We start from the raw sequence: 24,346 nt of genomic DNA on the forward strand, positions 1-24,346 counted from the left end.
AGACAATACACATGTCGACTGTGATACCGGTTCGCGGGCAAGCCTCGCTCCTAAAGGTTTTAGTCAGACTGCACCCAAAACCCGCGCCAGGGTCGCCTTCACCTTGCCCATTCCATCGTGCAAGGCCTGCTCGATCTCGGCCATGGTGATTACCGCCGAAGACTTGCCAGCTGCCGGATTGACCACCAGCGCCAGACAGGCATATTCCAGTTCCAGCTCACGAGCCAGTGCCGCTTCCGGCATGCCGGTCATGCCGACGATGTCGCAGCCATCACGCTCAAGACGCACGATCTCGGCCACGGTTTCCAGACGCGGTCCTTGGGTGCAGGCGTAAACCCCGCGCTCACTGAACTCGCAACCTTCCGCCGCCAGCGCTGCGATCAAACGGGCACGCAACGCTTCGCTGTACGGGTAGCTGAAATCGATGTGCGTCACCTGCTCCAGATCATCCGCGAAATAGGTGTGCTCGCGGCCGCTGGTGTAGTCCACCAGATCATGGGGAACGCAGAAATGGCCAGTGCCCATGGCCGGATGAATCCCGCCCACTGCATTGACCGCCAGAATCGCCTCGGCACCCGCCTGCTTCAAGGCCCAGATATTGGCCCGGTAGTTCACCTGATGCGGCGGAAAACGGTGCGGATGCCCGTGACGCGCCAGAAACATCACTTCGCGACCGGCATAGTCGCCGATCTGGATTTCCCCGGAAGGCGCGCCATAAGGAGTGTTCATCGGCAGGGACTGACGGATGCTCAGGCCCTCCAACTGCGTCAGGCCGGTGCCGCCGATAATCGCGTAAACAGTCATGAGTAATCCTTAGTCGATCAGTTGCGCAGCCCGCAGCGCTTCGAGCGCCGCCAGCCAGCGCGGATGTTGACGGTATTCGGTACTGGCGTATGCCTGGCCGCGCATGCGGGCGATACGCGGCGAAGGCTTGACCTTCAGCCGTTGTGCCGCAGTGAGCGCCAGCTCGGCAGCCGCACGGTCATTGCACACCAGCCCCATGTCGCAACCGGCGCTCAATGCCGCTTCGATACGGCTGGCCGCGTCGCCCACCACATGCGCGCCCGCCATGGACAGGTCATCGCTGAAGATCACCCCATCAAACTGCAGCTCGCCGCGCAGAATGTCCTGCAACCAACGGCGGGAAAAACCTGCGGGTTGCGGATCAACCTTGGGATAGATCACATGCGCTGGCATCACCGCTGCCAATTGCTTGCTCAGGCGCGCGAAGGGCACCAGATCATTGGCGCGAATCTGTTCAAGACTGCGCTCGTCGGTGGGAATCGCCACGTGGGAATCGGCTTCGGCCCAACCGTGACCGGGGAAATGCTTGCCGGTGGCGGCCATTCCCGCAGCGTTCATGCCACGAATAAATGCTCCGGCGAGCAACGCGGCCCGCTCGGGGTCACCCTCGAACGCACGGCTGCCAACCACGGCACTGCGCTGATAATCCAGGTCCAGCACCGGGGCGAAACTCAGATCCAGGCCCACCGCGAGGACTTCGGTGGCCATCAACCAGCCGCAGTGTTCGGCGAGGGTTTCCGCGTTCGGATTGTCGGCAATGGCGCGCATGGCCGGCAAACGCACGAACCCCTGACGCAGGCGCTGCACGCGCCCGCCTTCTTGATCGACGGCCAGCAACAGGTCCGGGCGAACCGCGCGAATCGCTGCGCTCAGCTCCCGTACCTGACGTGGGTGTTCAATGTTGCGAGCAAAAATGATCAGGCCGCCCACTTCGGGCTGACGCAGAAACTGGCGATCCTCGGCGGTCAACCACGTGCCGGCGACATCCACCATCAAAGAGCCTTGCAGGCCGTAACTCATATGAAAACACCATTGCCTAGATCCAATCCGGGCAATGGTGCTTGATCATCGGGCCTGGCGCAACGCGCGAGCGGTCAGGCTTTGGCCGTGACCGGAATGCTTGCGCTGCTTTTGGTGCGCGGTTTGAGCTGTGCCGAGATCATCGCCGCGTCGCTGACACCGGTTTCGGCGCGCATGCCGGCCGCGAGAAACGGCACCATCAGGCGCATGACCTGTTCAATGGACGTGTTGACCCCAAAGTCGGTTTCGGCGATGGCACGCAGCGCCTTGATCCCTGACATGCTGAACGCCGCCGCGCCAAGCATGAAATGCACGCGCCAGAACAGTTCAATCGGGGGAATACGCGGCGCAGCTTCGTTGACCAGCGTCATGTAGCGGCGGAACACCTTGCCGTACATGTCTTCCAGATAACGTCGCAAGTGGCCCTGGCTCTGACTGAACGCCAGACCCAGCAAGCGCATGAAAATCGACAGATCGTTACCGCTGCGTGGCTGAACCACCAGCGCCTGCTCGACGAGGATATCCAGCAGTTCCTCAAGCGTCGGCTTGTTTTCCGGCTTGGCCTGGCGGCGCTCCAGCTCACGATCGAGGCTGATGCAGAACGGCCCGAGGAAGCGCGAGAATACCGCCTGGATCAGGGCTTTCTTGGAGCCAAAGTGATAATTCACCGCAGCCAGATTCACCGATGCCTTACTGGTAATCAGCCGCAACGATGTTTCGGCAAAACCTTTTTCCGCGAATAACTGCTCGGCAGCATCGAGAATGCGTTCAACTGTTTCCGACTGGGCCATGGTTTCCTGCCTGACAAACACTTGTTTGAAACATACGTATTACACCGACTACTTGTCAAGTCTGGCCGTTCACTTTCTGCCTGTACGGTCACGTATTTAATCATATCGACCGGCCCCTGTAGGCATTAGCTGACGACCGCTTGCAGACCTCAAATTCACCCGTCCCGAGTACCGCCTGGCAGCGGAAACAAAAAGGACGATTGCCAAGACGCAATCACTGTATATAATCCCAGTCACTGTATAAAAAGACAGAGCGCTCAACATGATCAAACTGACGCCACGCCAAGCAGAGATTCTGGGTTTCATCAAACGTTGCCTTGAAGACAACGGTTATCCGCCTACCCGTGCGGAAATCGCCCAGGAGCTGGGTTTCAAATCACCCAACGCTGCAGAAGAACACTTGAAGGCCCTTGCTCGCAAAGGCGCTATCGAAATGACGCCGGGCGCTTCCCGGGGCATCCGTATTCCGGGCTTCGAGGCCAAGGCTGACGAGAGCAGCCTGCCGATCATCGGCCGGGTTGCCGCCGGTGCGCCGATCCTTGCCCAGCAGCATATTGAAGAATCCTGCAACATCAACCCTGCGTTTTTCCATCCCAGTGCCGATTACCTGTTAAGGGTGCATGGCATGAGCATGAAAGACGTCGGCATTCTCGATGGCGATCTGATCGCCGTGCACACGACGCGCGAGGCCCGCAATGGCCAGATCGTTGTGGCCCGCATTGGTGATGAAGTCACAGTGAAGCGCTTCAAGCGTGAAGGCAGCAAGGTCTGGCTGATCGCTGAAAACCCGGATTTCGCCCCGATCGAAGTGAACCTCAAAGATCAGGATCTGGTTATCGAAGGCTTGAGCGTCGGCGTGATTCGCCGTTAAGGAGACACTATGCAGTTCACCCAAACACCGCATGCGCAATTGCCGCTGTTCGAGGCATTCATGGCGCAGCCTATTGCCCCGATGCTCCAGGCTCCGGTTGAAACCAGCTGGAACAATGAGCCAGAAGTCTTCAGCGAATTGTCATTGCGCGGCGCTGCCGGGAACTGCTTGAGTCTTCTGGCACCGATTCTGCGGGAACTCAGCGAGGACAAGGACGCCCGCTGGCTCACGTTGATCGCACCGCCCTCGAGCCTGACGCAAACCTGGCTACGAGATGCCGGGCTCAATCGCGAGCGTATTCTGTTGCTGCAACCACGGGGTACACAAAGTGCACTGGAGTTGACGCGCGAAGCTCTGCGCCTGGGGCGCAGTCACACGGTAGTCAGCTGGATCAATCCGATCAATGCAGCAGCGCGTCAACAGTTGATTGGCGCGGCAAGGATTGGAGATGCGCAAAGCTTGAACATCCGCCTTGGCTGAAGCGGATCAATGGAGTACGCGGGGACCGGCGTCTTTTTCAAGCTCGCCTTCAGCCATGCGACCGGCCATCTGGACCCCAACGCTCAACATCGCTTTGGCGACTTCAACGTGTTGACCTTGCAGAAAGGCCTTGGCGTCCTCGGAAAAATTCAAGGTCACCAATGAGCCCTCGTCTTCGGCACGACGAAGCTCGATACGGCCATCAGGCAGTTCGACAATTTCCAAAAATGATGTAGGCATCAGCAATACTCCACGAAAGGCCGGCATTGTAGCAGCCAGTCGACTCAGGCCCTAGCCCATCCATCATTGCGTTTCAGCACTCGCTCAGACCTTCGCGAAAGCGAATGGCCAAAGCTTTAAGCTGCTGACGCCAGCTTTCCAACTCTTCACGACCCAGTTCCGGCACCGGTTCTTCATCGAGATTAACCGCCACGATCAGCGGCCGGGTGACGTCGCCCTTGGGCTTTTTCGGGGCGCGAGGCGGCTGGAACAGCGCGTTGTAGGCGGCCAGCAGCTGGGCGAGCCAGGTTTCGCGATGCTGGGCCAGCTCAATCAGCTCGGCCATTTCCGGGATGGCTATCGCATCCAGCACTTCCTGAGTCAGCAGCAGCTCGGCGCGCGGCGCATTAGCCTGCGGCAGACGGTAGAAGCCTGCAATCTCATGACACAAACCCAGCAGCGCGCCATACAGATGGAACAGTGCAGATTCGCGCTCGGCCTGGACCAGCGCCTGGGAATTCATCGCGCGGCCTTCCTGAGCCTTGCCCAGGGCTTCAAGTGCCAGACCGGCGAAATAAATCTTTTGATTGGTGCGGGTATAGAGTTCGTGGGCCATGGCGGCATCCTCCATAACGATGAAATGAAAACAGCAGCGCCCAAATGGCGAAAAACCCTCGATGCGACCAGCACACCGAGGGTTTGCGTTGATTAACGCGGCTGCTCCGCAGAGCAGCTCATGTTAATGCATCAACGCTTGTCTTCGACTTTCCAGGCCTTGCCATCGTAGAACGCGCGCCAGCCGGTCGGCTTGCCTTCCACTTCGGTCTGTACATATTGCTCTTTGGTCTTGCGGCTGTAACGGATCACCGATGGACGCCCGTCCGGATCTTTCTTCGGTGCTTCACAAAGGAAGTGATACTTCGGATCGATCTCGTCCTTGTGCGGCGCGATTTCCATGACCAACGGCGCACGGGTTTCGCGGTTTTTCGGGAACTGGCTGGCAGCCAGGAACAAGCCCGAAGCGCCGTCACGCAGGATATAGGTGTCGTCGACCTTGTCGCACTTGAGTTCCGGCATCTTCACCGGGTCCATCTTCGGCGGCGCGGCGTCACCGCTCTTGAGCAGCTTGCGGGTGTTTTTGCATTCAGCATTGGTGCAACCGAAGAACTTGCCGAAACGGCCGGTCTTGAGCTGCATTTCGCTGCCGCACTTGTCACATTCCAGGCTCGGACCTTCGTAGCCCTTGATGCGGTAAGTGCCCTCCTCGACTTCGAAGCCAGTGCAATCCGGGTTGTTGCCGCAGATGTGCAATTTGCGCTTCTCGTCCAGCAGGTAAGCATCCATCGCCGTATTACAGATATGGCAGCGATGCTTGCCGCGCAATACGCGGGACTCGGACTCACCCTCGTCGTCCTCGGCAATTTCATCGCCCGGCGTCAGGTTGACCGTGGCCTTGCAGCGTTCTTTCGGCGGCAGGCTGTAGCCCGAACAACCGAGGAATACCCCAGTGGATGCGGTACGGATCTGCATCGGACGGCCACAGACCTTGCAAGGAATGTCGGTCATCACCGGTTCGTTGGAACGCATGCCGCTGTCCGGCGCTTCGGCTACTTCCAGCTTCTTCTTGAAGTCGCCATAGAACTCGTCGAGCACGTTCTTCCAGTCACGCTCGCCCTGGGCGACGTCATCGAGGTTTTCTTCCATGCCGGCGGTGAAGCCGTAGTCCATCAGGTTGGAGAAACTCTCGGACAGCCGCTCGGTGACGATATCGCCCATTTTTTCCGAGTAGAAGCGGCGGTTATGCAGCGCTACGTAGCCACGGTCCTGAATGGTCGAGATGATCGCCGCGTAGGTCGAAGGACGACCGATGCCACGTTTTTCCATCTCTTTTACCAGGCTCGCTTCCGAGTAACGCGCAGGCGGCTTGGTGAAATGCTGGCTCGGGTCGAGCTTGATCAAGTTGAGGTTGTCGCCCTGAGCCATGTCCGGCAGGACGTCGTCGTCGCCAGGCTTGGTCATCTGCGGCAGAACGCGGGTGTAACCGTCGAACTTCAGGATGCGGCCCTTGGCGCGCAGCTCGAAGGTACCGGCAGCAACGCTGACCGTGGTCGACAGGTATTGCGCGGGCGGCATCTGGCACGCCACGAACTGGCGCCAGATCAGCTCGTACAGGCGCTCAGCATCGCGCTCCATGCCCGTCAGCTTGCTCGGATGGGTATTGACGTCGGAAGGACGAATCGCTTCGTGAGCCTCCTGTGCGCCCTCTTTGCTGCTGTAGACGTTCGGCGACTCCGGCAGGTACTTCTTGCCGAACTCGGTTTCGATGTAGTCACGCGCCATGCTGACCGCGTCAGCCGACAGGTTGGTGGAGTCAGTACGCATGTAAGTGATGTGGCCCGCTTCATACAAGCGCTGCGCCATCATCATGGTTTTCTTCACGCCGAAGCCCAGCCGATTACTGGCGGCCTGTTGCAGGGTCGACGTAATGAACGGTGCCGAAGGTTTGCTGCTGGTCGGCTTGTCTTCACGCTTGGCGATGCTGTAGGCGGACGCCTTGAGCTTTTCCAGCGCTGCCATGGCCGTCGCTTCGTTCAGCGGCTTGAAGGCCTCGCCGTTTTCCCGAGCCACTTCGAAGCGCACATTGGCGCCCTTGGCGGTGCCCAGGTCGGCGTGGATTTCCCAATATTCTTCAGGGTTGAACGCACGAATTTCGCGTTCCCGCTCGACCACCAGCTTCACGGCAACCGATTGCACGCGGCCAGCAGACAGGCCCCGGGCAACTTTCTGCCAGAGCAACGGCGAAACCATGTAACCCACGACCCGGTCCAGGAAGCGGCGCGCCTGCTGAGCGTTCACCCGATCAATATCGAGCTCGCCTGGCTTGGAGAAGGCTTCCTGAATGGCTTTCTTGGTGATTTCGTTGAACACCACGCGCTTGTAGCGACTGTCATCACCACCGATGGCTTCGCGCAGGTGCCAGGCAATGGCTTCCCCCTCGCGATCCAAGTCGGTTGCGAGATAGATGATGTCAGCATCCTTGGCGAGCCGGCGCAGCTCCTCGATCACCTTCTCCTTGCCGGGAAGGATTTCGTACTTGGCTTTCCAGCCGTGATCCGGATCGACACCCATGCGCGAGACCAGCTGACGCTTGGCCTTCTCCTTGGGAGTAAGCACCGGCCCGTCGCCCGCGGCAGCTTTGCCTCGCTTGGCGGCAGGGTCTTTGCTGGCGCTAGCCGAACCGCTGGTGGGCAGGTCTCGGATATGGCCGATACTCGACTTCACCACGTACTGGTTGCCCAAATACTTGTTGATGGTCTTGGCCTTAGCCGGGGATTCCACGATGACCAGCGATTTGCCCATGGATCAGAAAATTCCTGAATACTGAAAATGAAAGACGGTTGGAGCCTGTCGAGGCCCCGCTATATATAGTGGCTACAACCCGAGGTCAAGCACGGGGTTGTGTTCGATCACGATTCACGGCCTGGAAAAGAGACTCGGTTCAGCCTGGACCAAAGCAAAGCGCGGCACTTGCTCGCCGTCAACCTCGACAGACTCCAGAAACATTTCCAATGGGCGTACCCAGAGGCCGTAATCGCCATACAAGGCTTGGTAAAACACCACTTCTTCTTCGGTCTCGGAGTGCCTGGCAACACTGAATACGCGGTACTCGGGGCCTTTGTAATGGCGGTAGAGCCCTGGCTGTAATTTCATGTTGCTGTCCTCGCAAGACACATTGGAAAACAATTCTATAAACAGCTTTTGCCAAAATACAAAAGCCGGGGCACTTGGCCCCGGCTTGCGTCACCCTGACAAATCAGACGCGTTCGAAGACGGTGGCGATGCCCTGACCCAGTCCGATGCACATGGTAGCAACGCCGAGGTGGCCGCCATTCTGCTTCATGACGTTGAGCAAAGTGCCGGAGATACGCGCACCGGAACACCCAAATGGATGGCCCAGAGCGATAGCACCGCCGTGCAGGTTAACCTTCTCGTTCATCTTGTCGAGCACTTTCAAATCTTTCAGCACTGGCAGGGCCTGTGCGGCAAAAGCTTCGTTGAGCTCGAAGAAGTCGATATCCGAGATGCTCAGACCCGCGCGCTTCAATGCTTTTTGAGTTGCTGGCACTGGCCCGTAACCCATGATTGCCGGGTCAACACCGGCCACAGCCATGGAACGAATGACCGCCATCGGCTGGATACCAAGATCCTGAGCACGCTGGGCAGACATGACGATCATGCATGATGCGCCATCAGTGATCTGCGAGGATGTGCCCGCGGTCACAGTTCCGCCTTTCGGATTGAAAGCCGGTTTCAAGGCCGCGAGGCTTTCCAGGGTGGTGTCCGGACGAATGGTTTCGTCGTAGTCGAAAACCTTGAGCAGGCCATTCTCGTCATACCCTTGCATCGGGATGATTTCATCCTTGAACTTGCCTTCCAGCGTCGCCTTGTGGGCCAGCTGATGCGAACGCACGCCGAAAGCATCTTGTTGCTCGCGGGTGATGCCGTGCATCTTGCCGAGCATTTCCGCTGTCAGACCCATCATGCCCGACGCCTTCGCCGCGTACAGCGACATGTGCGGGTTTGGATCGACGCCGTGCATCATGCTGACGTGGCCCATGTGCTCAACGCCGCCAATGACGAACACATCGCCGTTGCCGGTCATGATCGCTTGCGCTGCGGTGTGCAGTGCGCTCATGGACGAACCGCACAGGCGGCTCACGGTTTGTGCCGCCGAGGTGTGCGGGATCTGCGTCAGCAACGACGCCATGCGGGCGATGTTCCAGCCCTGCTCCAGGGTCTGGTTGACGCAACCCCAAATAACGTCCTCGACTTCAGCCGGGTCGACTTTGCTGTTGCGTTCCAGCAATTTGCTGATCAAGTGCGCCGACATGTCTTCGGCACGGGTATTGCGGTGCATGCCACCCTTGGAGCGGCCCATCGGGGTGCGACCGAAGTCGACAATCACGACGTCTCTTGGATTCAAACTCATAAATTCACTCCTGAAAGGCGCTTAACCGAAGAAGCTCTGGCCGTTTTTGGCCATCTCACGCAGCTTCGCAGTCGGGTGGTACAAGGCGCCCAAGTCAGCATATTGGTCAGCCAGGGCGACGAATTCAGCGACGCCGATCGAGTCGATGTAACGCAACGCACCGCCACGGAACGGAGGGAAACCGATGCCGTAGATCAAGCCCATATCGGCTTCTGCGGCGGTATCGACGATACCGTCTTCCAGGCAACGCACGGTTTCCAGGCACAGCGGGATCATCATCCAGTTGATGATGTCCTCGTCGGACACTTCGCGCTGTTCGTAGATGACCGGCTTGAGCACTTCAAGCACAGCGGCATCGGTGACTTTCTTCGGCTTGCCCTTCTTGTCCGTCTCGTAGGCGTAGAAACCTTTGCCGTTCTTCTGGCCGAGGCGCTTGGCTTCGTAGAGCGCGTCGATGGCAGAGCGACGGTCATCCTTCATGCGATCAGGGAAGCCTTCAGCCATCACGTCACGACCATGGTGGCCGGTGTCGATGCCGACCACGTCCATCAAATACGCCGGGCCCATTGGCCAGCCGAATTTTTCCATGACCTTGTCGATGCGCACGAAGTCCACGCCCGCGCTGACCAACCTGGCGAAACCACCGAAGTACGGGAACAGCACGCGGTTGACCAGGAAGCCCGGGCAATCATTGACCACGATCGGGTTCTTGCCCATTTTCTTGGCGTAGGCCACGGTGGTCGCGATGGCGACTTCGCTGGACTTCTCGCCACGAATCACTTCAACCAGCGGCATCATGTGCACCGGGTTGAAGAAGTGCATGCCGACGAAATTTTCCGGACGCTTGAGGGCTTTGGCCAACAGACTGATGGAAATCGTCGAAGTATTGGACGCCAGAATGGTGTCTTCGCCCACTTGGGACTCGACTTCGGCCAATACCGCTTGCTTGACTTTGGGGTTCTCGACCACGGCTTCAACCACCAGATCGACATTTCCGAAATCGCCGTAGGACAGCGTCGGACGAATCGCGTTAAGCGCTTCAGCCATTTTCGGCACGGTCAGACGGCCTTTTTCAACGCGACTGCCGAGCAATTTGGCCGCTTCGTTCAGACCCAGCTGAATGGCGTCTTCGCGAATGTCCTTCATCAGGATCGGCGTGCCTTTGACAGCCGACTGATAGGCAATCCCGCCGCCCATGATGCCAGCGCCCAATACAGCCGCCTGCTTCACGTCCTTGGCGACTTCGTCGTAGATCTTGGCTTTCTTTTTCAATTCCTGATCGTTCAGGAACAGACCGATCAGACTCTGCGCGGCAGAAGTCTTGGCCATTTTCACGAAACCGGCGGCTTCGATTTCCAGCGCCTTGTCACGACCGAAGTTCGCGGCTTTCTGGATGGTCTTGATCGCTTCCACCGGCGCCGGATAGTTCGGACCGGCTTGACCGGCAACGAAACCTTTGGCGGTTTCGAACGCCATCATCTGTTCGATGGCGTTGAGCTTGAGCTTGTCCAGCTTCGGCTGGCGCTTGGCCTTGTGATCGAACTCGCCGGAAATGGCGCGCTTGATGAGGTCCAGGGCGGCCTCTTGCAGTTTTTCCGGTGCGACTACAGCGTCGACGGCGCCGACTTTCAGCGCGTCTTCAGCACGGTTTTCTTTACCGGAGGCAATCCACTCGATGGCGTTATCGGCACCGATGATCCGAGGCAAGCGAACTGTACCGCCGAAACCAGGGTAGAGGCCGAGCTTGACTTCCGGCAGGCCGATTTTGGCGCTACTGGACATGACTCGATAGTCAGCGGCCAGGCACATTTCCAGGCCACCGCCCAACGCGATGCCATTGATGGCGACAACGGTCGGTACGCCAAGGTCTTCAAAGTCGCTGAAAATCCGGTTGGCTTCCAGATTGCCCGCCAATAGCTCGGCATCCGGCAATTTGAAGTTTTCGACGAATTCGGTGATGTCAGCGCCGACGATAAACACGTCTTTGCCGCTGGTAACAATCACGCCCTTGATCGAACCATCAGCCTTGATGGTGTCCACGGCCTGACGCAGGTCGTTGAGGGTGAGACGGTTGAACTTGTTGACGGACTCACCCTTGAGATCGAAATTCAATTCGACGATGCCACTCTCAAGAGCCTTAACCGTGATGGCTTTACCTTCGTAAATCATCAACTGATCTCCACGATATGGAAGCTGAACAATACACACCGAACGCTGGTTCTGGCGTGACTACGACGTCGCCGTCGATGAAGCGCCAAATCACCAGGCACACCTGCCGGTGTAATAGCCGGGGCTCTGTAAGAGCCGTCTGACGGACCAAACGCTCAATTCATACGCCCGTTTGATTTGGATGCGCCTACCTTCTGCCAAATCCGGATAATTGTCAATTCGGCTAATCGCCAATAAAACCGGGAAATGATCGGCCTGCGCACAAGTAACCGCCCCGGTCAGCAATCGTGATTGGCAGCTATTCAGCGCGTTTATCGTGACCAAACGGTGATAAACCCGGACAGGTTTTTGCACCGAAGCAGGTCACTGGAGAAAAAAACTGAAGGAATCGCGACAAAACGGCGCAGAAGGTCTACATTCAGCGCACTGCACAAGACGGTGAACCAGTCATTCGACTCCGCCGCTCCAGCCCGCACTTTTCGGCATTGCACCGAAATGTGTTACAGATTATCGGCCTGCCTGGCCAACCCCGGCCCGATGTTGTTATCGGGCTTTTTAATGCCTGAAATTCAGTCCACGGGCCTCAAGCCAGGGCTTTGAGCACCGCAGCAATACGCTGCAATACTTCCGCTTCGCCCCGCTCGGCCCAATACAGGGCAATCATTTGCTCATCAGCCTCGACCTTGAACACATCAGCGGGCAGCGTGTGGAATTGAGTCAACAAGCTTTGATCCTCGCAGGGCTCGCGCCAGCGATTGAGCCAGACGCCGGACTCAGTCTGCCAGTACACCCAGGAGGCGGATTTTTCCATACGACGCGGCCGGTGATATTGCGCACAAGGGCTTGGCGGCTCTTTGGGTAACCAGTGCGGCCATTCCTGCGGCGCCAGTTGCATGCCCAGCCCCATGCGCCGCGCCTCCATGCGCAGGGCCATTGAACCGCTCTGTTGCCGCGATTGCCGCAGCCATACGAGCGGGCTGAGCATCACACCAACGATTGACAGGATTATCCAGAACGTCATATAGCTGCCTGCCTTTTGATTCGTACCGCAATTAAAAACAATGGCCTGCCCAGAAAGGCATGAAACAGCCATACTGATATCATTGCAAACCTCCGGAGGACTTCACCATGAAGTATGAACACATTCTGGTCGCCGTTGACCTTACTGAAGAGTGCAGCCCTGTACTTGCCCGCGGTCGCGAGGTAGCAGTGCGCAACGGCGCCAAGCTTTCACTGGTGCATATCGTCGAACCCATGGCCATGGCCTTCGGTGGCGACGTGCCCATGGACCTTTCGCAACTGCAGCAACAGCAGTTCGATCAGGCCAAAGACAAACTCAAAGCACTGAAAGAAAATTATCCTGAAGTCAACGTGGGCGACGCCCATCTTGTCTACGGCCAACCGCGCCAGGAAATTCACGAACTGGCGCGCAAGGAAAACTGCGACCTGATCGTGGTCGGCAGCCATGGCCGTCACGGCTTGGCCCTGCTGCTCGGTTCGACCGCCAATGACGTGCTCCACGGCGCACCTTGTGACGTGCTGGCTGTACGCCTGAAAAAAGCTGAATAACTGCCAATCCCATCGCAGCCCGGCAGCAAAAAGCCCGAATCATTGACTGATTCGGGCTTTTTTATGGCAACGCCAAACGCATTCAGGCGTCCAGTTCAGCCCAACGCTCCAGCAAACCGTCAAGCTGAGCCTGGCGGTTTTCCAGCTGGGCGAGCACGGCGGCGGTCTGTTCGGCAGGACGCTGGTAGAACCCGGCATCGGCCATTTCAGCGTTCAAGGCAGCCATTTGCGCTTCGACTTCGTCGATTTGCTCAGGCAGCGCTTCCAGCTCGCGTTGCAGCTTGTAGCTGAGCTTTTTCTTGGCAACCGGCATGTCCTTGGCAGCAACAGGCGCCGCTTCGACGACAGCGGTGGCCAGTTCGGCTTTACCGGACTTGGTGTCGGTCACGCCCAGCAGACGTGGCGAGCCACCCTGACGCAGCCAGTCCTGATAACCACCGACGTATTCACGAACCTTGCCTTCACCTTCGAACACCAGCGTGCTGGTGACGACGTTGTCGAGAAATGCCCTATCGTGACTGACCATCAGCACGGTGCCTTTGAAGGTCAGCAGTACTTCTTCCAGCAGTTCCAGGGTTTCAACGTCCAGGTCGTTGGTCGGTTCGTCGAGCACCAGCAGGTTGGCCGGTTTGCTGAACAGCTTGGCCAGCAGCAAACGCGCTCGTTCACCCCCGGACAACGCCTTGACCGGTGTCCGCGCACGTTGCGGGCTGAACAGGAAATCGCCCAGATAGCTCAGTACGTGTCGGCTTTGGCCGTCGATGTCGATAAAGTCGCGACCTTCAGCGACGTTGTCGATAACGGTTTTCTCCAGATCCAGCTGATGGCGCAGCTGGTCGAAGTAAGCCACGTCCAGGCGAGTGCCGACCTCAACCGAGCCGTTGGTCGGCTGCAGGTTATCCAGCATCAACTTGAGCAAGGTGGTCTTGCCGGTACCGTTGGCGCCGAGCAGACCGATGCGGTCTTCGCGTTGCAGGACCATGGAGAAATCCTTGATCAACATCGGGCCGCCCGGGTGAGCGAAGCTGACGTTGTCGAGGACCATGACCTGCTTGCCGGATTTATCGGCAGTATCGAGCTGGATGTTGGCCTTGCCGGTGCGCTCGCGACGTTCACTGCGCTCTACGCGCAGCTCTTTGAGGGCGCGCACACGACCTTCGTTACGGGTGCGACGGGCCTTGATGCCCTGACGAATCCAGACTTCTTCCTGGGCCAGACGCTTGTCGAACAGCGCGTTGGCGGTCTCTTCCGCCGACAGCATGGCTTCCTTGTGGACCAGGAAGCTGGCGTAATCGCCGTTCCAGTCGATCAGGCCGCCGCGATCCAGCTCCAGAATCCGGGTTGCCAGGTTCTGCAGGAAAGAACGGTCGTGCGTGATGAACAACACGGCGCCCTGGAAACCCATCAAGGCCTCTTCGAGCCAGGCGATAGCGCCGATGTCCAGGTGGTTGGTTGGCTCATCGAGCAGCAGCAGATCCGGCTCGGACACCAAGGCCTGGGCAAGCAGCACACGACGACGCCAGCCGCCGGACAACTCGGCCAGAGTCTTGTCGGCCGGCAGTTGCAGGCGGCTCAGGGTGCTATCGACCAGTTGCTGCAGACGCCAGCCGTCGCGGGCTTCGAGGTCCTGCTGCACATGCATCAGCTTGTCGAGGTCTTCCTCGGTCACGCAGTTCTGTGCAAGGTGATGATATTGAGCAAGCAAGGCGCCTACGCCATCCAGACCTTCGGCGACGACGTCGAACACAGTCCGGTCGTCGGCCACCGGCAATTCCTGGGGCAATTCGCCGATCTTGAGACCCGGCGCACGCCAGACAGCCCCGTCGTCGGGCTTCTGCACACCTTTGACCAGCTTCAACATGCTGGACTTGCCGGTGCCGTTGCGGCCGATGATGCACACCCGCTCACCACGGGCAATTTGCCAGGACACCTTGTCCAACAACGGCATGGCGCCGAAAGCAAGGGACACATCGGTGAATTTGAGCAGGGTCATGAGCTTCTCCAAAAACTGGGGGCGCATTCTACCTGAGATAGCGGGCCTATGTGGGCTTTCAGTGATGATTGACCGGCCACCGTGAAAGCGCCTGCCTGCTTATATAGCGGTGATTTATTTCCAAGTGCGACGCCCCCGTCGGCAATGCTTTCACCCGGAGCTGGCAAAAGGCTAAGCTAGCGGCACTTTTCACGATTCATCTGCTCGGAAGTCTCATGCGCAGTCGCTTGTTCGGTCTTTTTTCCTGCCTCATCCTCTCGGCAACCGTGGCCCAGAGCACCTACGCCGCGGATCTTGCTCAGCAACGCCAATATTACGATGAGGCCAAGCGCGCGCTGGCCAAGGGCGACACCGGCCCTTATCGGATGTACGCCGCTGAACTGGCCGACTATCCGCTGGAACCCTATCTGGCCTACGACGAGTTGACAGCGCGACTCAAAAGCGCCAGCAACCCGGAAATCGAGAAGTTTCTGGCCGAGCACGGCGACCTGCCCCAGGCCAACTGGATGAAGTTGCGCTGGCTTCGCTCGCTGGCCGAACGCGGTGACTGGCAGCCCTTCGTCAAGTATTACGATCCGAAGATGAATTTCGTCGAGCTTGACTGCCTGTACGGCCAATATTTGCTGGGCCATGGCAAGAAAGCCGAGGGCTATGCCAACGCTGAAAAACTGTGGATGACCGGCAAGACGCTGCCGGAAGCCTGCGACGGCTTTTTTGCGCAGTGGGCAGCCGATGGCCAGTTGCCCGAGCAGAAACGCTGGCAGCGCGCCAAGCTGGCGGCCACCGCTGGCAACTACAGCCTGGCGACGACATTGGTCAACAGCCTCAACAGCCTGGCCCCGCAAGGCCGATTATTGCTGGCGGTAGCCAAGAAGCCGGAAATGCTCAACAACCCGGGCCAGTTCGCCCCGGTCGATGAAGCCATGTCCGATGTGGTCGGGCTTGGACTGCGACGCCTGGCGAAACAGGATCCACAGAAAGCCCTGGAAATGCTCGACGGCTACGCGACCACCATGCACTTCTCCCGGGAAGAACAGGTGCAGATTGCCAAGGAAATCGGCCTGACCCTCGCCCGCCGCTACGATGGCCGCGCGCTGGAGGTGATGACCCGGTACGACCCGGAGCTGCGTGACAACACCGTCACCGAATGGCGCCTGCGCCTGCTGTTACGGCTTGGCCGCTGGGAAGATGCCTACGAGCTGACTCGCCGCCTGCCCAAGGATCTGGCCGACACCAATCGCTGGCGTTACTGGGAAGCGCGCTCACTGGAGCTTGCCCAGCCAAGCAGTCCACTGATTGCCAACCTCTATAAAGGTGTGGCGAAAGAGCGTGACTTCTACGGATTCCTCGCTGCCGACCGCACGCAAAGCTCTTATCAGCTCAATAACAAGCCACTGCTGCTCAGCCAGGCATTGATCACCAAAGTGCGCAACACGCCAGGCGTGCGTCGGGCTCTGGAGTTTCATGCGCGGGGGCAGATCGTCGACGGTCGACGTGAGTGGTATTACGTCAGCCGCTCGTTCAGCCGTGATGAAATGGTCGCCCAGGCCAAATTGGCCTACGACTTGAAATGGTACTTTCCGGCCATCCGCACCATCAGCCAGGCGCAATATTGGGACGATCTGGATATCCGCTTCCCGATGGCTCACCGCGAGACACTGGTCCGTGAAGCGCAACTGCGCGGCCTGCATTCCAGCTGGGTATTCGCGATCACTCGCCAGGAAAGCGCTTTTATGGACGACGCCCGTTCCGGCGTCGGCGCCAGTGGCCTGATGCAACTGATGCCGGCGACGGCCAAGGAAACTGCCCGCAAGTTCAGCATTCCGCTGGCATCCCCTCAGCAAGTGCTGGACCCGGACACCAATATCCAGCTGGGCGCCGCGTACCTGAGCCAGGTGCATAGCCAGTTCAACGGCAACCGCGTGCTGGCATCGGCGGCTTACAACGCAGGCCCAGGCCGCGTTCGCCAATGGCTGAAGGGTGCCAATCATCTGGCCTTCGATGTCTGGGTAGAAAGCATTCCGTTCGACGAAACCCGCCAGTACGTGCAGAACGTGCTGTCTTATTCGGTCATCTACGGTCAAAAGCTCAACTCGCCGCAACCACTGGTTGATTGGCATGAGCGGTTTTTTGATGATTTGTGAGTGCTGAATTTGTTGGGGCGAGCGGGCGGCGGTTCCGACTTGCCCGCGAAGACGGTTACGCGGTAGCGTCTGACCTACCGTGGCACCTGCTTCGCGGGCAAGCCTCGCACCAACGGGAAGCCTTCAATCACTCCAGAACTTCAACCGGCATCCCCACTTCGATCACCCCACGCCCATCACTGACCATGTTCTGGCCAAACCACACATCCCCTTCCCGCTCGCGATAGGTCTTGAGGGTGGTCAGCGGTTCGCGGTCGGCGTTGCGCGCGCCGGTGGCCGGGTCGATGGTGGTCAGGATGCAGCGCGTGCAGCCTTTGAGCAGACGGAATTCGATATCGCCGATGCGGATGCGCTTCCAGCCGTCCTCGGCGAAGGCTTCAGCGCCTTCGACCACCAGGTTCGGACGAAAACGCAGCATCTCTTGCGGGCGGCCGATTCTGGCGGACAAGTCGTCCAGGGATGCCTGACCGATCAACAATAAGGGAAAACCATCGGCAAAGCCGACCTTGTCGTCGATGGTGCCGTAACCGCTGGGCAGCCAGCGCGCGCGATCTGCGGGCACATAAACCATGCGTGTCGGTTTGCCGATGAACTCACTGACCCAGCGCGCCGCTTCGTCACCGGCATCCGGTACGCGCAGGGTATCGCGCCACAGCGTGACGCCACGCAAGGTGGGCTCGCTGTTCTCGGGAAGCGGCACGTCAAGGGGCGAATAACCGGGCGCCGACAGCGTGACGCCGCCAGCGCTGTTCCACAGCACTGAAAGTTGCGACATGTGCGGCAAGGCGCGCTGGGTCAGGAAGCGACCGCTGCTTTCTTCCACCAGCATCCAGCGTCGATCACCGACCATCCCCAGCTCGTCAAATGCAGCCTGCTGCAGCACATGAGCCTTGCAGGACTTGAGGGGGAATTGATAGAGCGCACTGAGATGCAACATGGCCTGATCCTTGTGTGGCAGGTGATAAGCGAAGGCTCGCAGAGCCACAAGCTTATACGAACCTGCCAGGATTCAGTCACGCAAAAGTGGCGATCAGCCGTGAATCATGGTCAATCGTTCGCGCACCACATCCACCAGCTTGTCGGGCTGGAATTTGGAAAGGAAGTTGTCGCAGCCGACCTTCTTCACCATGGATTCGTTGAAGCTGCCGGACAGCGAGGTGTGCAGCACGACATACAATTCGCGCAGGCGCGGGTCGTTACGGATTTCGGTGGTCAGACGATAACCGTCCATTTCCGGCATTTCCGCATCGGTAAAAATCATCAGCAGTTTGTCAGTCATGACTTCGCCGCTGTCCGCCCAGCCTTTGAGCATATTCAGTGCCTTGAGGCCGTCACTGGCCACATGCAGCTTCACGCCCAGCTGGGACAAGGTGTCACGCAACTGACTCAGCGCCACTTTGGAGTCGTCGACCAGCAGGATTTCCCGTCCGCGCGCACGCTCGAGAATCGGATCTTCGAGTTTCTCGCGCGAGACCTTGGCGTTGTAGGGCACGATTTCGGCGAGGACTTTCTCGACGTCGATGATTTCCACCAGTTGGTCATCGACCTTGCTGATGGCAGTCAGGTAATGCTGGCGCCCGGCGCTGGCCGGAGGTGGCAGGATTGATTCCCAGTTCATGTTGACGATGCGATCCACGCCACCGACCAGAAATGCCTGAACCGAGCGGTTGTATTCGGTAACGATGATCGTGCTGGTTGGCCCCGGAACCAGCGGGCGCATGCCGATTGCCTGGGAAAGGTCGATCACCGGCAATGTCTGGCCGCGCAGGTTGACCACGCCGCAGACGAATGCGTGTCGCTGGGGCATCAGGGTCAGCTTCGGCAGCTGTAGCACTTCCTGGACCTTGAACACGTTAATGGCGAATAACTGACGACCCGCCAGGCGAAACATGAGAATTTCCAGGCGGTTCTCGCCCACCAGCTGTGTGCGTTGATCTACCGAGTCGAGAATGCCAGCCATGTATAGCTCCAGAAGCGTGGGTCACAGTGAGTCCGCTAGACCTGTTATCGGCTGAAGTGCGCGAGACCTTAATCGCAATAAAATGCCACGTCTGCGCACTGATGTCACATTGTCACTATTGTTTGCCAGACTTTTCATTCGCGGTCTTGGCGAGCTCACTGCGAGGCGGGTCAGGGTTTGATCAATTTCAGAATCGGCCTACAGACTTCCGCTGGCAATCCACATTAACTGGCAGCCACTCGCCGAGCGCGAGACACCGTCGCCAGCCATGAAATGTGGAGATCCAGCATGCTGAACGGCCTTCAGTGGCAAGACCGCTATCCCGAGTTTCACAGCCAGTCCCAGGCACTTCTCAGCCGCGCGCAAGAATGCCTGTTGCATCTGCAATTGATCGACAACGACCCGGATGCCGTTGACTGCCTGATCGCCACGCTGAAGCAACTTGGCGACGAAGCGGACATCGCTTCGGTCGCCTGCGTAGCGGGTTTCTCTCGACAATTGCTGGGTGCGCTGGACTCGGCGCAGCGCGGTGCCGGCTTTCAGGACCAGACGCTGCAGGCCTTGAACGATTGCTTCATCCTGCTCGCCTGGCAACTGGAACTGGTTGACCCGCGCGACGGAGCCTTGATGCTGGACGATGGCGAACAGCTCGAACTGCTGGCAAACCTTGCGTCTGTCACCCGGTCTGCCAGTGTTGTCACGGACGCAGGCCTTGGTGGGGCGTCGTAAACAGCGCAGAATCGGCCGGCAGGTGCACATGCAGCGCTGCCGGGCGCGCCGAAAATCGCAGGTTTTCGCCGGACAGCGGCTCGCCGTCCAGATTGATATCCAGGCCTTGCGCCGATTTCAACTCGACCCAGGGCAGACGCGCACGAATAAACATGTTGTCGATGCCCAATCCGCCTTCCAGCAGTCCTCTCAGGGTTCCGACCAGTTCCTGAGGTGCGGGCAGAATGCTGATATCGAGCAAGCCGTCATCGGCCAGCGCGGTCGGGCACAGCACATGCCCACCACCGGCTTGTCGGCCATTGCCGATGCCCAGTGCCAGCAAGTCGCCACGCCAGTGGAAATCCGGGCCGTTCAATTCGCCGTAGGCCGTACTCAGTTCACTGAAGCGTGTCAGCCCGGTGAACAGATAAGCGGCACCGCCGAGGACCTTTTTCAGGTCCTCCGACGTGTTGGCGGTGACCTGACTACCAAAACCGCCAGTTGCCATATTGAGAAATACCTTGCCGTCGACTTCCCCGAGATCCACCGGGCGCGCAGGCACATCCAGCAAATCCAGCGCCGCCTTGGGCTCCAGCGGTACGCCCGCGGCTCGCGCAAAATCATTGGCGGTCCCCAGCGGCATGATGGTCAGCTCGGCGTCGCTATCGGCGAGGGCTTCGGCAATGTCCCGCAAGGTGCCGTCGCCGCCACCCGCAATGATCTGCGTGTGCCCCGCCGCCAGCGCTTCTTTTACCAGGCGTTGCGCGTCGCCGCCCTCCCATGTGACACGTACGTCCAACTCCCAACCTTCGTCGCGCTTGTCCAATACGGCGGCGCGCACGTCTTCATTCAGTGCCTGCTTGCCGTGCAGAATTAACATCGCTTTTCGACCTGTCATCAACGCGCCCTCCCCTGTGATTCAATGCGCAAGATGTTGACCCCAACGGACGCAGAAAAACCCTTCAATCGCAGAATAATTTCTCCCCGGCGGCTGATTTTTTCCAGCACCGGCCGTTTCATGAGCTTTACTCCCCGAAAAACATCTGTTCGAGGGTGATTCACTCAACCAAATAGCAGCCCACTGCGTTTCGAATGCATGACAAACCCAAAATCTCAGCAAAACGACAGGTGGGGTCGTAAAAATCAGGCGCAAGCCAAAATACTGACTATATTTTTATCTTCCGCAACAAGTGACGTTTTATTGACCGCCCAACACTTATTCAGCTACGCCGTCGAAGAAAGGGCCTGAGTGGTTAGACACTGACAACCTTTACGCACTGTCCCACAGTGCTTTTCACTCGTGAGGCTAATTGATGAGCACCCTCATCCCCTGCATCATCGCTGGCGGCGCCGGCACCCGGTTGTGGCCGGTCTCCCGCGAAGCCATGCCCAAACCCTTCATACGCCTCCCCGACGGCGAAAGCCTGCTGCAAAAAACCTTCATGCGCGCCGTAGGCCTGCCTGACGTTGATCGACTGCTTACCGTAACCAATCGAGAGGTGTACTTCCGCACGGTTGACGACTATCGACAACTGAACAAAACCCGGGTCGCGCTGGATTTCGTCCTTGAGCCATTTGGCCGCAATACCGCACCGGCAGTGGCCGCAGCGGCCCTGCATGTGGCCCGCCTATATGGCGCAGATGCCCAGTTGCTGATTCTGCCGGCAGACCACCTGATAGATGATGTCGCTGCCTTCTGCGCTGCGGTCCAACAGGCAAGAGAACTGGCCGACCAAGGCTGGCTGGTGACCTTCGGGATCTTGCCGGACAAGGCGGAAACCGGCTTCGGCTACATAGAAAAAGGTCAGTCGTTGAACGAGCACGGCTATCAGGTCGCACGATTTGTGGAGAAACCGGACGCAGCGACCGCGCAAAGCTATCTGGACGGTGGCCTGCACTTATGGAATGCCGGCATGTTTTGCATGCGCGCCGATACGCTGCTCAGCGAGTTCCAGGAACACGCGCCGCAGATCCTCGCAGCGGTCGAAAAATGCCTTGAGCAAAGCACCAGCAAGCAAGGCAATCACGAACTGCAACTGGAGCTGGACAGCCATTCCTTTGCCCTGGCGCCGGACATTTCCATTGATTACGCGCTGATGGAACGCTCGCAACGGGTTGCGGTGATCCCTTGCCAACTGGGCTGGAGCGATATCGGCTCCTGGCAGGCCTTGCGTGAACTGACTCCGGTCGATGAGCTGGGCAACCAGTGCAACGGACAAACCGTGCTGCACGACGTGACCAACTGTTACATCGACTCGCCGAATCGCCTGGTGGGCGGCATCGGTCTTGATGACCTGATCATCATCGACACCCCGGATGCCTTGCTGATCGCCGATGGCAAGCGCAGTCAGGAGGTGAAAGTCATTGCTCAGGAACTCAAGCGCCAGGGCCACGATGCCTATCGCCTGCATCGCACGGTGACCCGGCCATGGGGCACTTATACCGTGCTGGAGGAAGGCAAGCGCTTCAAGATCAAACGCATCGTGGTCCGGCCCCAGGGGTCGCTCTCCCTGCAAATGCATCACCATCGCAGCGAGCACTGGATTGTCGTCAGCGGCATGGCCAGTGTCACCAACAACGACGCCGAGTTCATGCTCGACACCAATGAATCCACCTTCATCAAACCGGGACATACCCATCGCCTGGTCAACCCGGGCGTCATTGATCTGGTGATGATCGAGGTGCAGAGCGGCGAATACCTCGGTGAAGACGACATCGTGCGTTTCACCGATATCTATGGCCGCGTACCGACCGAGGCGGCCAAGGTCTAGGGAACCGACTGGCGATCGGTATCAATCAGGCCTGCGGCGCGGCGTCGTCGCAGGCCTGATTCAATCATCCGCGTGTCAATGACTGATCATCCACGGCCTGCCTGCCGTCTTGCCTTTCAACGCGTGGGGATTGGCCTTGGTCGGCAACACGGTCTTGCTCGGCGCACAGCAGCCGCAACCGCTGGGGTGACGCTTGCTCTCTTGATACTCAGCCACCGTCTTGGGCGCATTGGCGCTGCGTTCATTGGTTTCAATGGCACGCCGCTTGTTGCCTGATACGCTGCTCAAACCGGGCGCCGACAAAATCACCCGCATGCTTGACTCGCCGCATTGCGGGCAGGCGCAAGGCAAGCCACTTTCGGCCATGGGTTTGAGCGCCGTGAAATCGCCACAGCTGGGGCAATCGAATTCGTACATGGGCATGGGCAAATTCCTGAAAGTTGTTGAAATCTGTTGGAGCGAGGCTTGCCCGCGAGCCAGTCACCTCGGTTCATCAGGCATCCCGCGTTATCGTTCTTCGCGCGCAAGCCACGCTCCAACGGGCAGAAGCTACAAATCGTAGGCAATCGGCAAATCCACCAACCCATCAATAAATTTGCTCGGCCCGTTGGCATTGGGGTTGATGTCGAACTGGAAGATTTCCGTCGGCAGCCACAAGGTCGCGCAGGCGTTGGGAATATCGACGATGCCGCTGATATGCCCTTGTACCGGCGCCGAGCCGAGCAACGCATAACCCTGAGCCGGGGAGTAGCCGAACTTGGTCAGGTAGTTGATCGCATTCAGACATGCCTGGCGGTAAGCAATGTTGACGTCCAGGTAGTGCTGCTTGCCGGCCTCGTCCACCGAGATGCCTTCGAAGATCAGGTATTTGTTGTAGTTGGGCACGATGGGGCTGGGCTTGAACACCGGGTTCTTGATGCCGTATTTCTCCATGCCGCCCTTGATCAGCTCGACGCGCATGTGCACCCAGCCGGCCATTTCGATGGCGCCGCAGAAGGTGATTTCGCCGTCGCCCTGGCTGAAGTGCAAGTCGCCCACCGACAGGCCCGCGCCGTCCACGTAAACCGGGAAGAACACCTTCGAGCCCCGGGACAGATCCTTGATGTCGCAGTTGCCACCATGCTCGCGGGGCGGCACGGTCCGCGCGCCGGTTGCGGCAGCCAGGTCGCGGGCCGGGCCTTTGAGCTTGCCCAGGTGCGCGGTTGCGGCCGAGGGCGGATTGGCCAGGGGCGGCACGCGGGTCGGGTTGGTGTCGATCAGTTCCTGTTCGCGCTTGTTCCATTCGGCGAGCATCTTGTGATCCGGCAGGCAACCGATCAGGCCGGGGTGAATCAGGCCGGCGAACTCAACACCCGGAATGTGCCGGGAGCTGGTCATCATGCCCTTGAAGTCCCAGATGGCTTTTTGTGCCGACGGGAAGTGATCGGTCAGAAAGCCACCGCCGTTATTGCGCGAGAAGAACCCGTTGAAACCCCATTGGGAATCGGCACGTGCGCCGATGTCGAGCAGGTCCACCACCAGCAAGTCACCGGGCTCGGCGCCATGCACGCCAATCGGGCCGGACAGGTAATGCACGGTGGACAGGTCCACGTCGCGCACGTCACTGGCGTCGTCGTTGTTCTTGATCGCGCCGGCAGTCCAGTCATAGGTTTCGAGGATGAAGTCATCGCCCGGCTTGACCCACGCCGCCATGGGAATGTCCGGATGCCAGCGGTTGTGGATGTTTTCATTTTCGGTGACAGGCTGGTTGAGGTCGACTTTGATCAGCGTTTCGGTCATGGCGTAGCTCCTTGAGGTAGAGGTTTTGGTAGGACCGGCTTCAGCCGGGAGGGCGCTCTCGCGGCTGAAGCAGGTCCT

The 24,346-nt window shown here is 58.9% G+C and carries 22 protein-coding genes; 6 read left to right on the plus strand and 16 right to left on the minus strand.

All coding sequences use genetic code 11. The features are described from left to right. Nucleotides 1–63: 63 nt before the first annotated feature. The 3 genes from CFII64_RS27355 to psrA form a co-directional block, all read right to left on the minus strand. Nucleotides 64–804: an S-methyl-5'-thioinosine phosphorylase gene (locus CFII64_RS27355; protein ID WP_020294123.1), complete on the minus strand. Its 741-nt coding sequence runs from the start codon at nucleotides 802–804 to the stop codon at nucleotides 64–66. Nucleotides 805–813: 9 nt separating this feature from the next. Further along, nucleotides 814–1,812 (minus strand): beta-N-acetylhexosaminidase, encoded by a 999-nt coding sequence (gene nagZ / locus CFII64_RS27360; protein ID WP_177325460.1) that lies wholly within the window; start codon nucleotides 1,810–1,812, stop codon nucleotides 814–816. An 86-nt stretch (nucleotides 1,813–1,898) separates the two neighbouring features. Continuing rightward, nucleotides 1,899–2,615 (minus strand): transcriptional regulator PsrA, encoded by a 717-nt coding sequence (psrA, locus tag CFII64_RS27365; RefSeq protein WP_020294125.1) that lies wholly within the window; start codon nucleotides 2,613–2,615, stop codon nucleotides 1,899–1,901. 262 nt (nucleotides 2,616–2,877) lie between these two features. Here psrA and lexA point away from each other — a divergent pair, with 262 nt between their 5' ends. Both lexA and sulA read left to right on the plus strand, forming a co-directional pair. Beyond that, a complete protein-coding gene (gene lexA, locus CFII64_RS27370; RefSeq protein WP_020294126.1) occupies nucleotides 2,878–3,486 on the plus strand; it encodes a transcriptional repressor LexA in 609 nt (202 codons plus the stop codon). 9 nt (nucleotides 3,487–3,495) lie between these two features. Continuing rightward, nucleotides 3,496–3,966, plus strand: coding sequence for an SOS-induced cell division inhibitor SulA (gene sulA / locus CFII64_RS27375; protein WP_020294127.1), 471 nt, complete (start codon nucleotides 3,496–3,498; stop codon nucleotides 3,964–3,966). A gap of 6 nt (nucleotides 3,967–3,972) precedes the next feature. Here sulA and CFII64_RS27380 read toward each other — a convergent pair whose 3' ends face one another. The 7 genes from CFII64_RS27380 to CFII64_RS27410 all read right to left on the minus strand — a co-directional run bounded on the left by CFII64_RS27380 (nucleotide 3,973) and on the right by CFII64_RS27410 (nucleotide 12,365). Then, nucleotides 3,973–4,206 carry a hypothetical protein gene (locus tag CFII64_RS27380; RefSeq protein ID WP_020294128.1) on the minus strand — a complete coding sequence of 78 codons (234 nt, stop codon included), beginning with the start codon at nucleotides 4,204–4,206 and terminating at the stop codon, nucleotides 3,973–3,975. A gap of 73 nt (nucleotides 4,207–4,279) precedes the next feature. Continuing rightward, the gene (locus CFII64_RS27385; RefSeq protein WP_020294129.1) at nucleotides 4,280–4,801 is read right to left on the minus strand and encodes a DUF6586 family protein; all 522 of its coding nucleotides are present in this window, start codon (nucleotides 4,799–4,801) and stop codon (nucleotides 4,280–4,282) included. Nucleotides 4,802–4,932: 131 nt separating this feature from the next. Beyond that, nucleotides 4,933–7,545 (minus strand): type I DNA topoisomerase, encoded by a 2,613-nt coding sequence (gene topA, locus CFII64_RS27390; RefSeq protein WP_020294130.1) that lies wholly within the window; start codon nucleotides 7,543–7,545, stop codon nucleotides 4,933–4,935. A 114-nt stretch (nucleotides 7,546–7,659) separates the two neighbouring features. After that, complete coding sequence (locus CFII64_RS27395) at nucleotides 7,660–7,896, minus strand: DUF1653 domain-containing protein (protein ID WP_020294131.1); 237 nt, start codon at nucleotides 7,894–7,896, stop codon at nucleotides 7,660–7,662. Between the two features lie 103 nt (nucleotides 7,897–7,999). Further along, nucleotides 8,000–9,175: an acetyl-CoA C-acyltransferase FadA gene (gene fadA / locus CFII64_RS27400; protein WP_020294132.1), complete on the minus strand. Its 1,176-nt coding sequence runs from the start codon at nucleotides 9,173–9,175 to the stop codon at nucleotides 8,000–8,002. 21 nt (nucleotides 9,176–9,196) lie between these two features. Continuing rightward, entirely contained in the window at nucleotides 9,197–11,344 is a 2,148-nt protein-coding gene (gene fadB / locus CFII64_RS27405) for a fatty acid oxidation complex subunit alpha FadB (protein ID WP_020294133.1), read from the minus strand. Between the two features lie 583 nt (nucleotides 11,345–11,927). Continuing rightward, on the minus strand, nucleotides 11,928–12,365 hold the full coding sequence (locus CFII64_RS27410) for a hypothetical protein (protein WP_020294134.1): 438 nt from the start codon (nucleotides 12,363–12,365) through the stop codon (nucleotides 11,928–11,930). 107 nt (nucleotides 12,366–12,472) lie between these two features. Here CFII64_RS27410 and CFII64_RS27415 point away from each other — a divergent pair, with 107 nt between their 5' ends. Continuing rightward, complete coding sequence (locus tag CFII64_RS27415) at nucleotides 12,473–12,913, plus strand: universal stress protein (protein ID WP_020294135.1); 441 nt, start codon at nucleotides 12,473–12,475, stop codon at nucleotides 12,911–12,913. 82 nt (nucleotides 12,914–12,995) lie between these two features. Here the strand turns inward: CFII64_RS27415 and CFII64_RS27420 are convergent, their stop codons facing one another. Further along, nucleotides 12,996–14,906, minus strand: a complete 1,911-nt coding sequence (locus CFII64_RS27420) for an ATP-binding cassette domain-containing protein (protein ID WP_020294136.1) — start codon at nucleotides 14,904–14,906, stop codon at nucleotides 12,996–12,998. 215 nt (nucleotides 14,907–15,121) lie between these two features. On the opposite strand from CFII64_RS27420, the gene CFII64_RS27425 reads away from it, so the two are divergent. Then, nucleotides 15,122–17,050: a transglycosylase SLT domain-containing protein gene (locus CFII64_RS27425; protein WP_020294137.1), complete on the plus strand. Its 1,929-nt coding sequence runs from the start codon at nucleotides 15,122–15,124 to the stop codon at nucleotides 17,048–17,050. A gap of 127 nt (nucleotides 17,051–17,177) precedes the next feature. On the opposite strand, the gene CFII64_RS27430 is transcribed toward CFII64_RS27425, so the two are convergent. Beyond that, entirely contained in the window at nucleotides 17,178–17,987 is an 810-nt protein-coding gene (locus tag CFII64_RS27430) for an MOSC domain-containing protein (RefSeq protein WP_020294138.1), read from the minus strand. A gap of 93 nt (nucleotides 17,988–18,080) precedes the next feature. Next, nucleotides 18,081–19,010 carry a chemotaxis protein CheV gene (locus CFII64_RS27435; RefSeq protein WP_020294139.1) on the minus strand — a complete coding sequence of 310 codons (930 nt, stop codon included), beginning with the start codon at nucleotides 19,008–19,010 and terminating at the stop codon, nucleotides 18,081–18,083. 288 nt (nucleotides 19,011–19,298) lie between these two features. On the opposite strand from CFII64_RS27435, the gene CFII64_RS27440 reads away from it, so the two are divergent. Then, nucleotides 19,299–19,739, plus strand: a complete 441-nt coding sequence (locus tag CFII64_RS27440; protein WP_020294140.1) for a hypothetical protein — start codon at nucleotides 19,299–19,301, stop codon at nucleotides 19,737–19,739. Here CFII64_RS27440 and yegS read toward each other — a convergent pair. After that, nucleotides 19,708–20,616 carry a lipid kinase YegS gene (gene yegS / locus CFII64_RS27445; RefSeq protein WP_020294141.1) on the minus strand — a complete coding sequence of 303 codons (909 nt, stop codon included), beginning with the start codon at nucleotides 20,614–20,616 and terminating at the stop codon, nucleotides 19,708–19,710. The genes CFII64_RS27440 and yegS overlap by 32 nt on opposite strands. Before the next feature lie 415 nt (nucleotides 20,617–21,031). On the opposite strand from yegS, the gene CFII64_RS27450 reads away from it, so the two are divergent. Next, entirely contained in the window at nucleotides 21,032–22,489 is a 1,458-nt protein-coding gene (locus CFII64_RS27450) for a mannose-1-phosphate guanylyltransferase/mannose-6-phosphate isomerase (protein ID WP_020294143.1), read from the plus strand. Nucleotides 22,490–22,564: 75 nt separating this feature from the next. Here the strand turns inward: CFII64_RS27450 and CFII64_RS27455 are convergent, their stop codons facing one another. Together CFII64_RS27455 and fmdA are read right to left on the minus strand one after the other, a co-directional pair. Then, the gene (locus CFII64_RS27455; RefSeq protein WP_020294144.1) at nucleotides 22,565–22,912 is read right to left on the minus strand and encodes a zinc ribbon domain-containing protein; all 348 of its coding nucleotides are present in this window, start codon (nucleotides 22,910–22,912) and stop codon (nucleotides 22,565–22,567) included. Between the two features lie 126 nt (nucleotides 22,913–23,038). After that, nucleotides 23,039–24,268, minus strand: coding sequence for a formamidase (fmdA, locus tag CFII64_RS27460; protein WP_020294145.1), 1,230 nt, complete (start codon nucleotides 24,266–24,268; stop codon nucleotides 23,039–23,041). Between the last annotated feature and the right edge of the window lie 78 nt (nucleotides 24,269–24,346).

It is taken from the genome of Pseudomonas sp. CFII64 (genome assembly GCF_000416235.1).
Taxonomy (GTDB): Bacteria; Pseudomonadota; Gammaproteobacteria; order Pseudomonadales; family Pseudomonadaceae; genus Aquipseudomonas.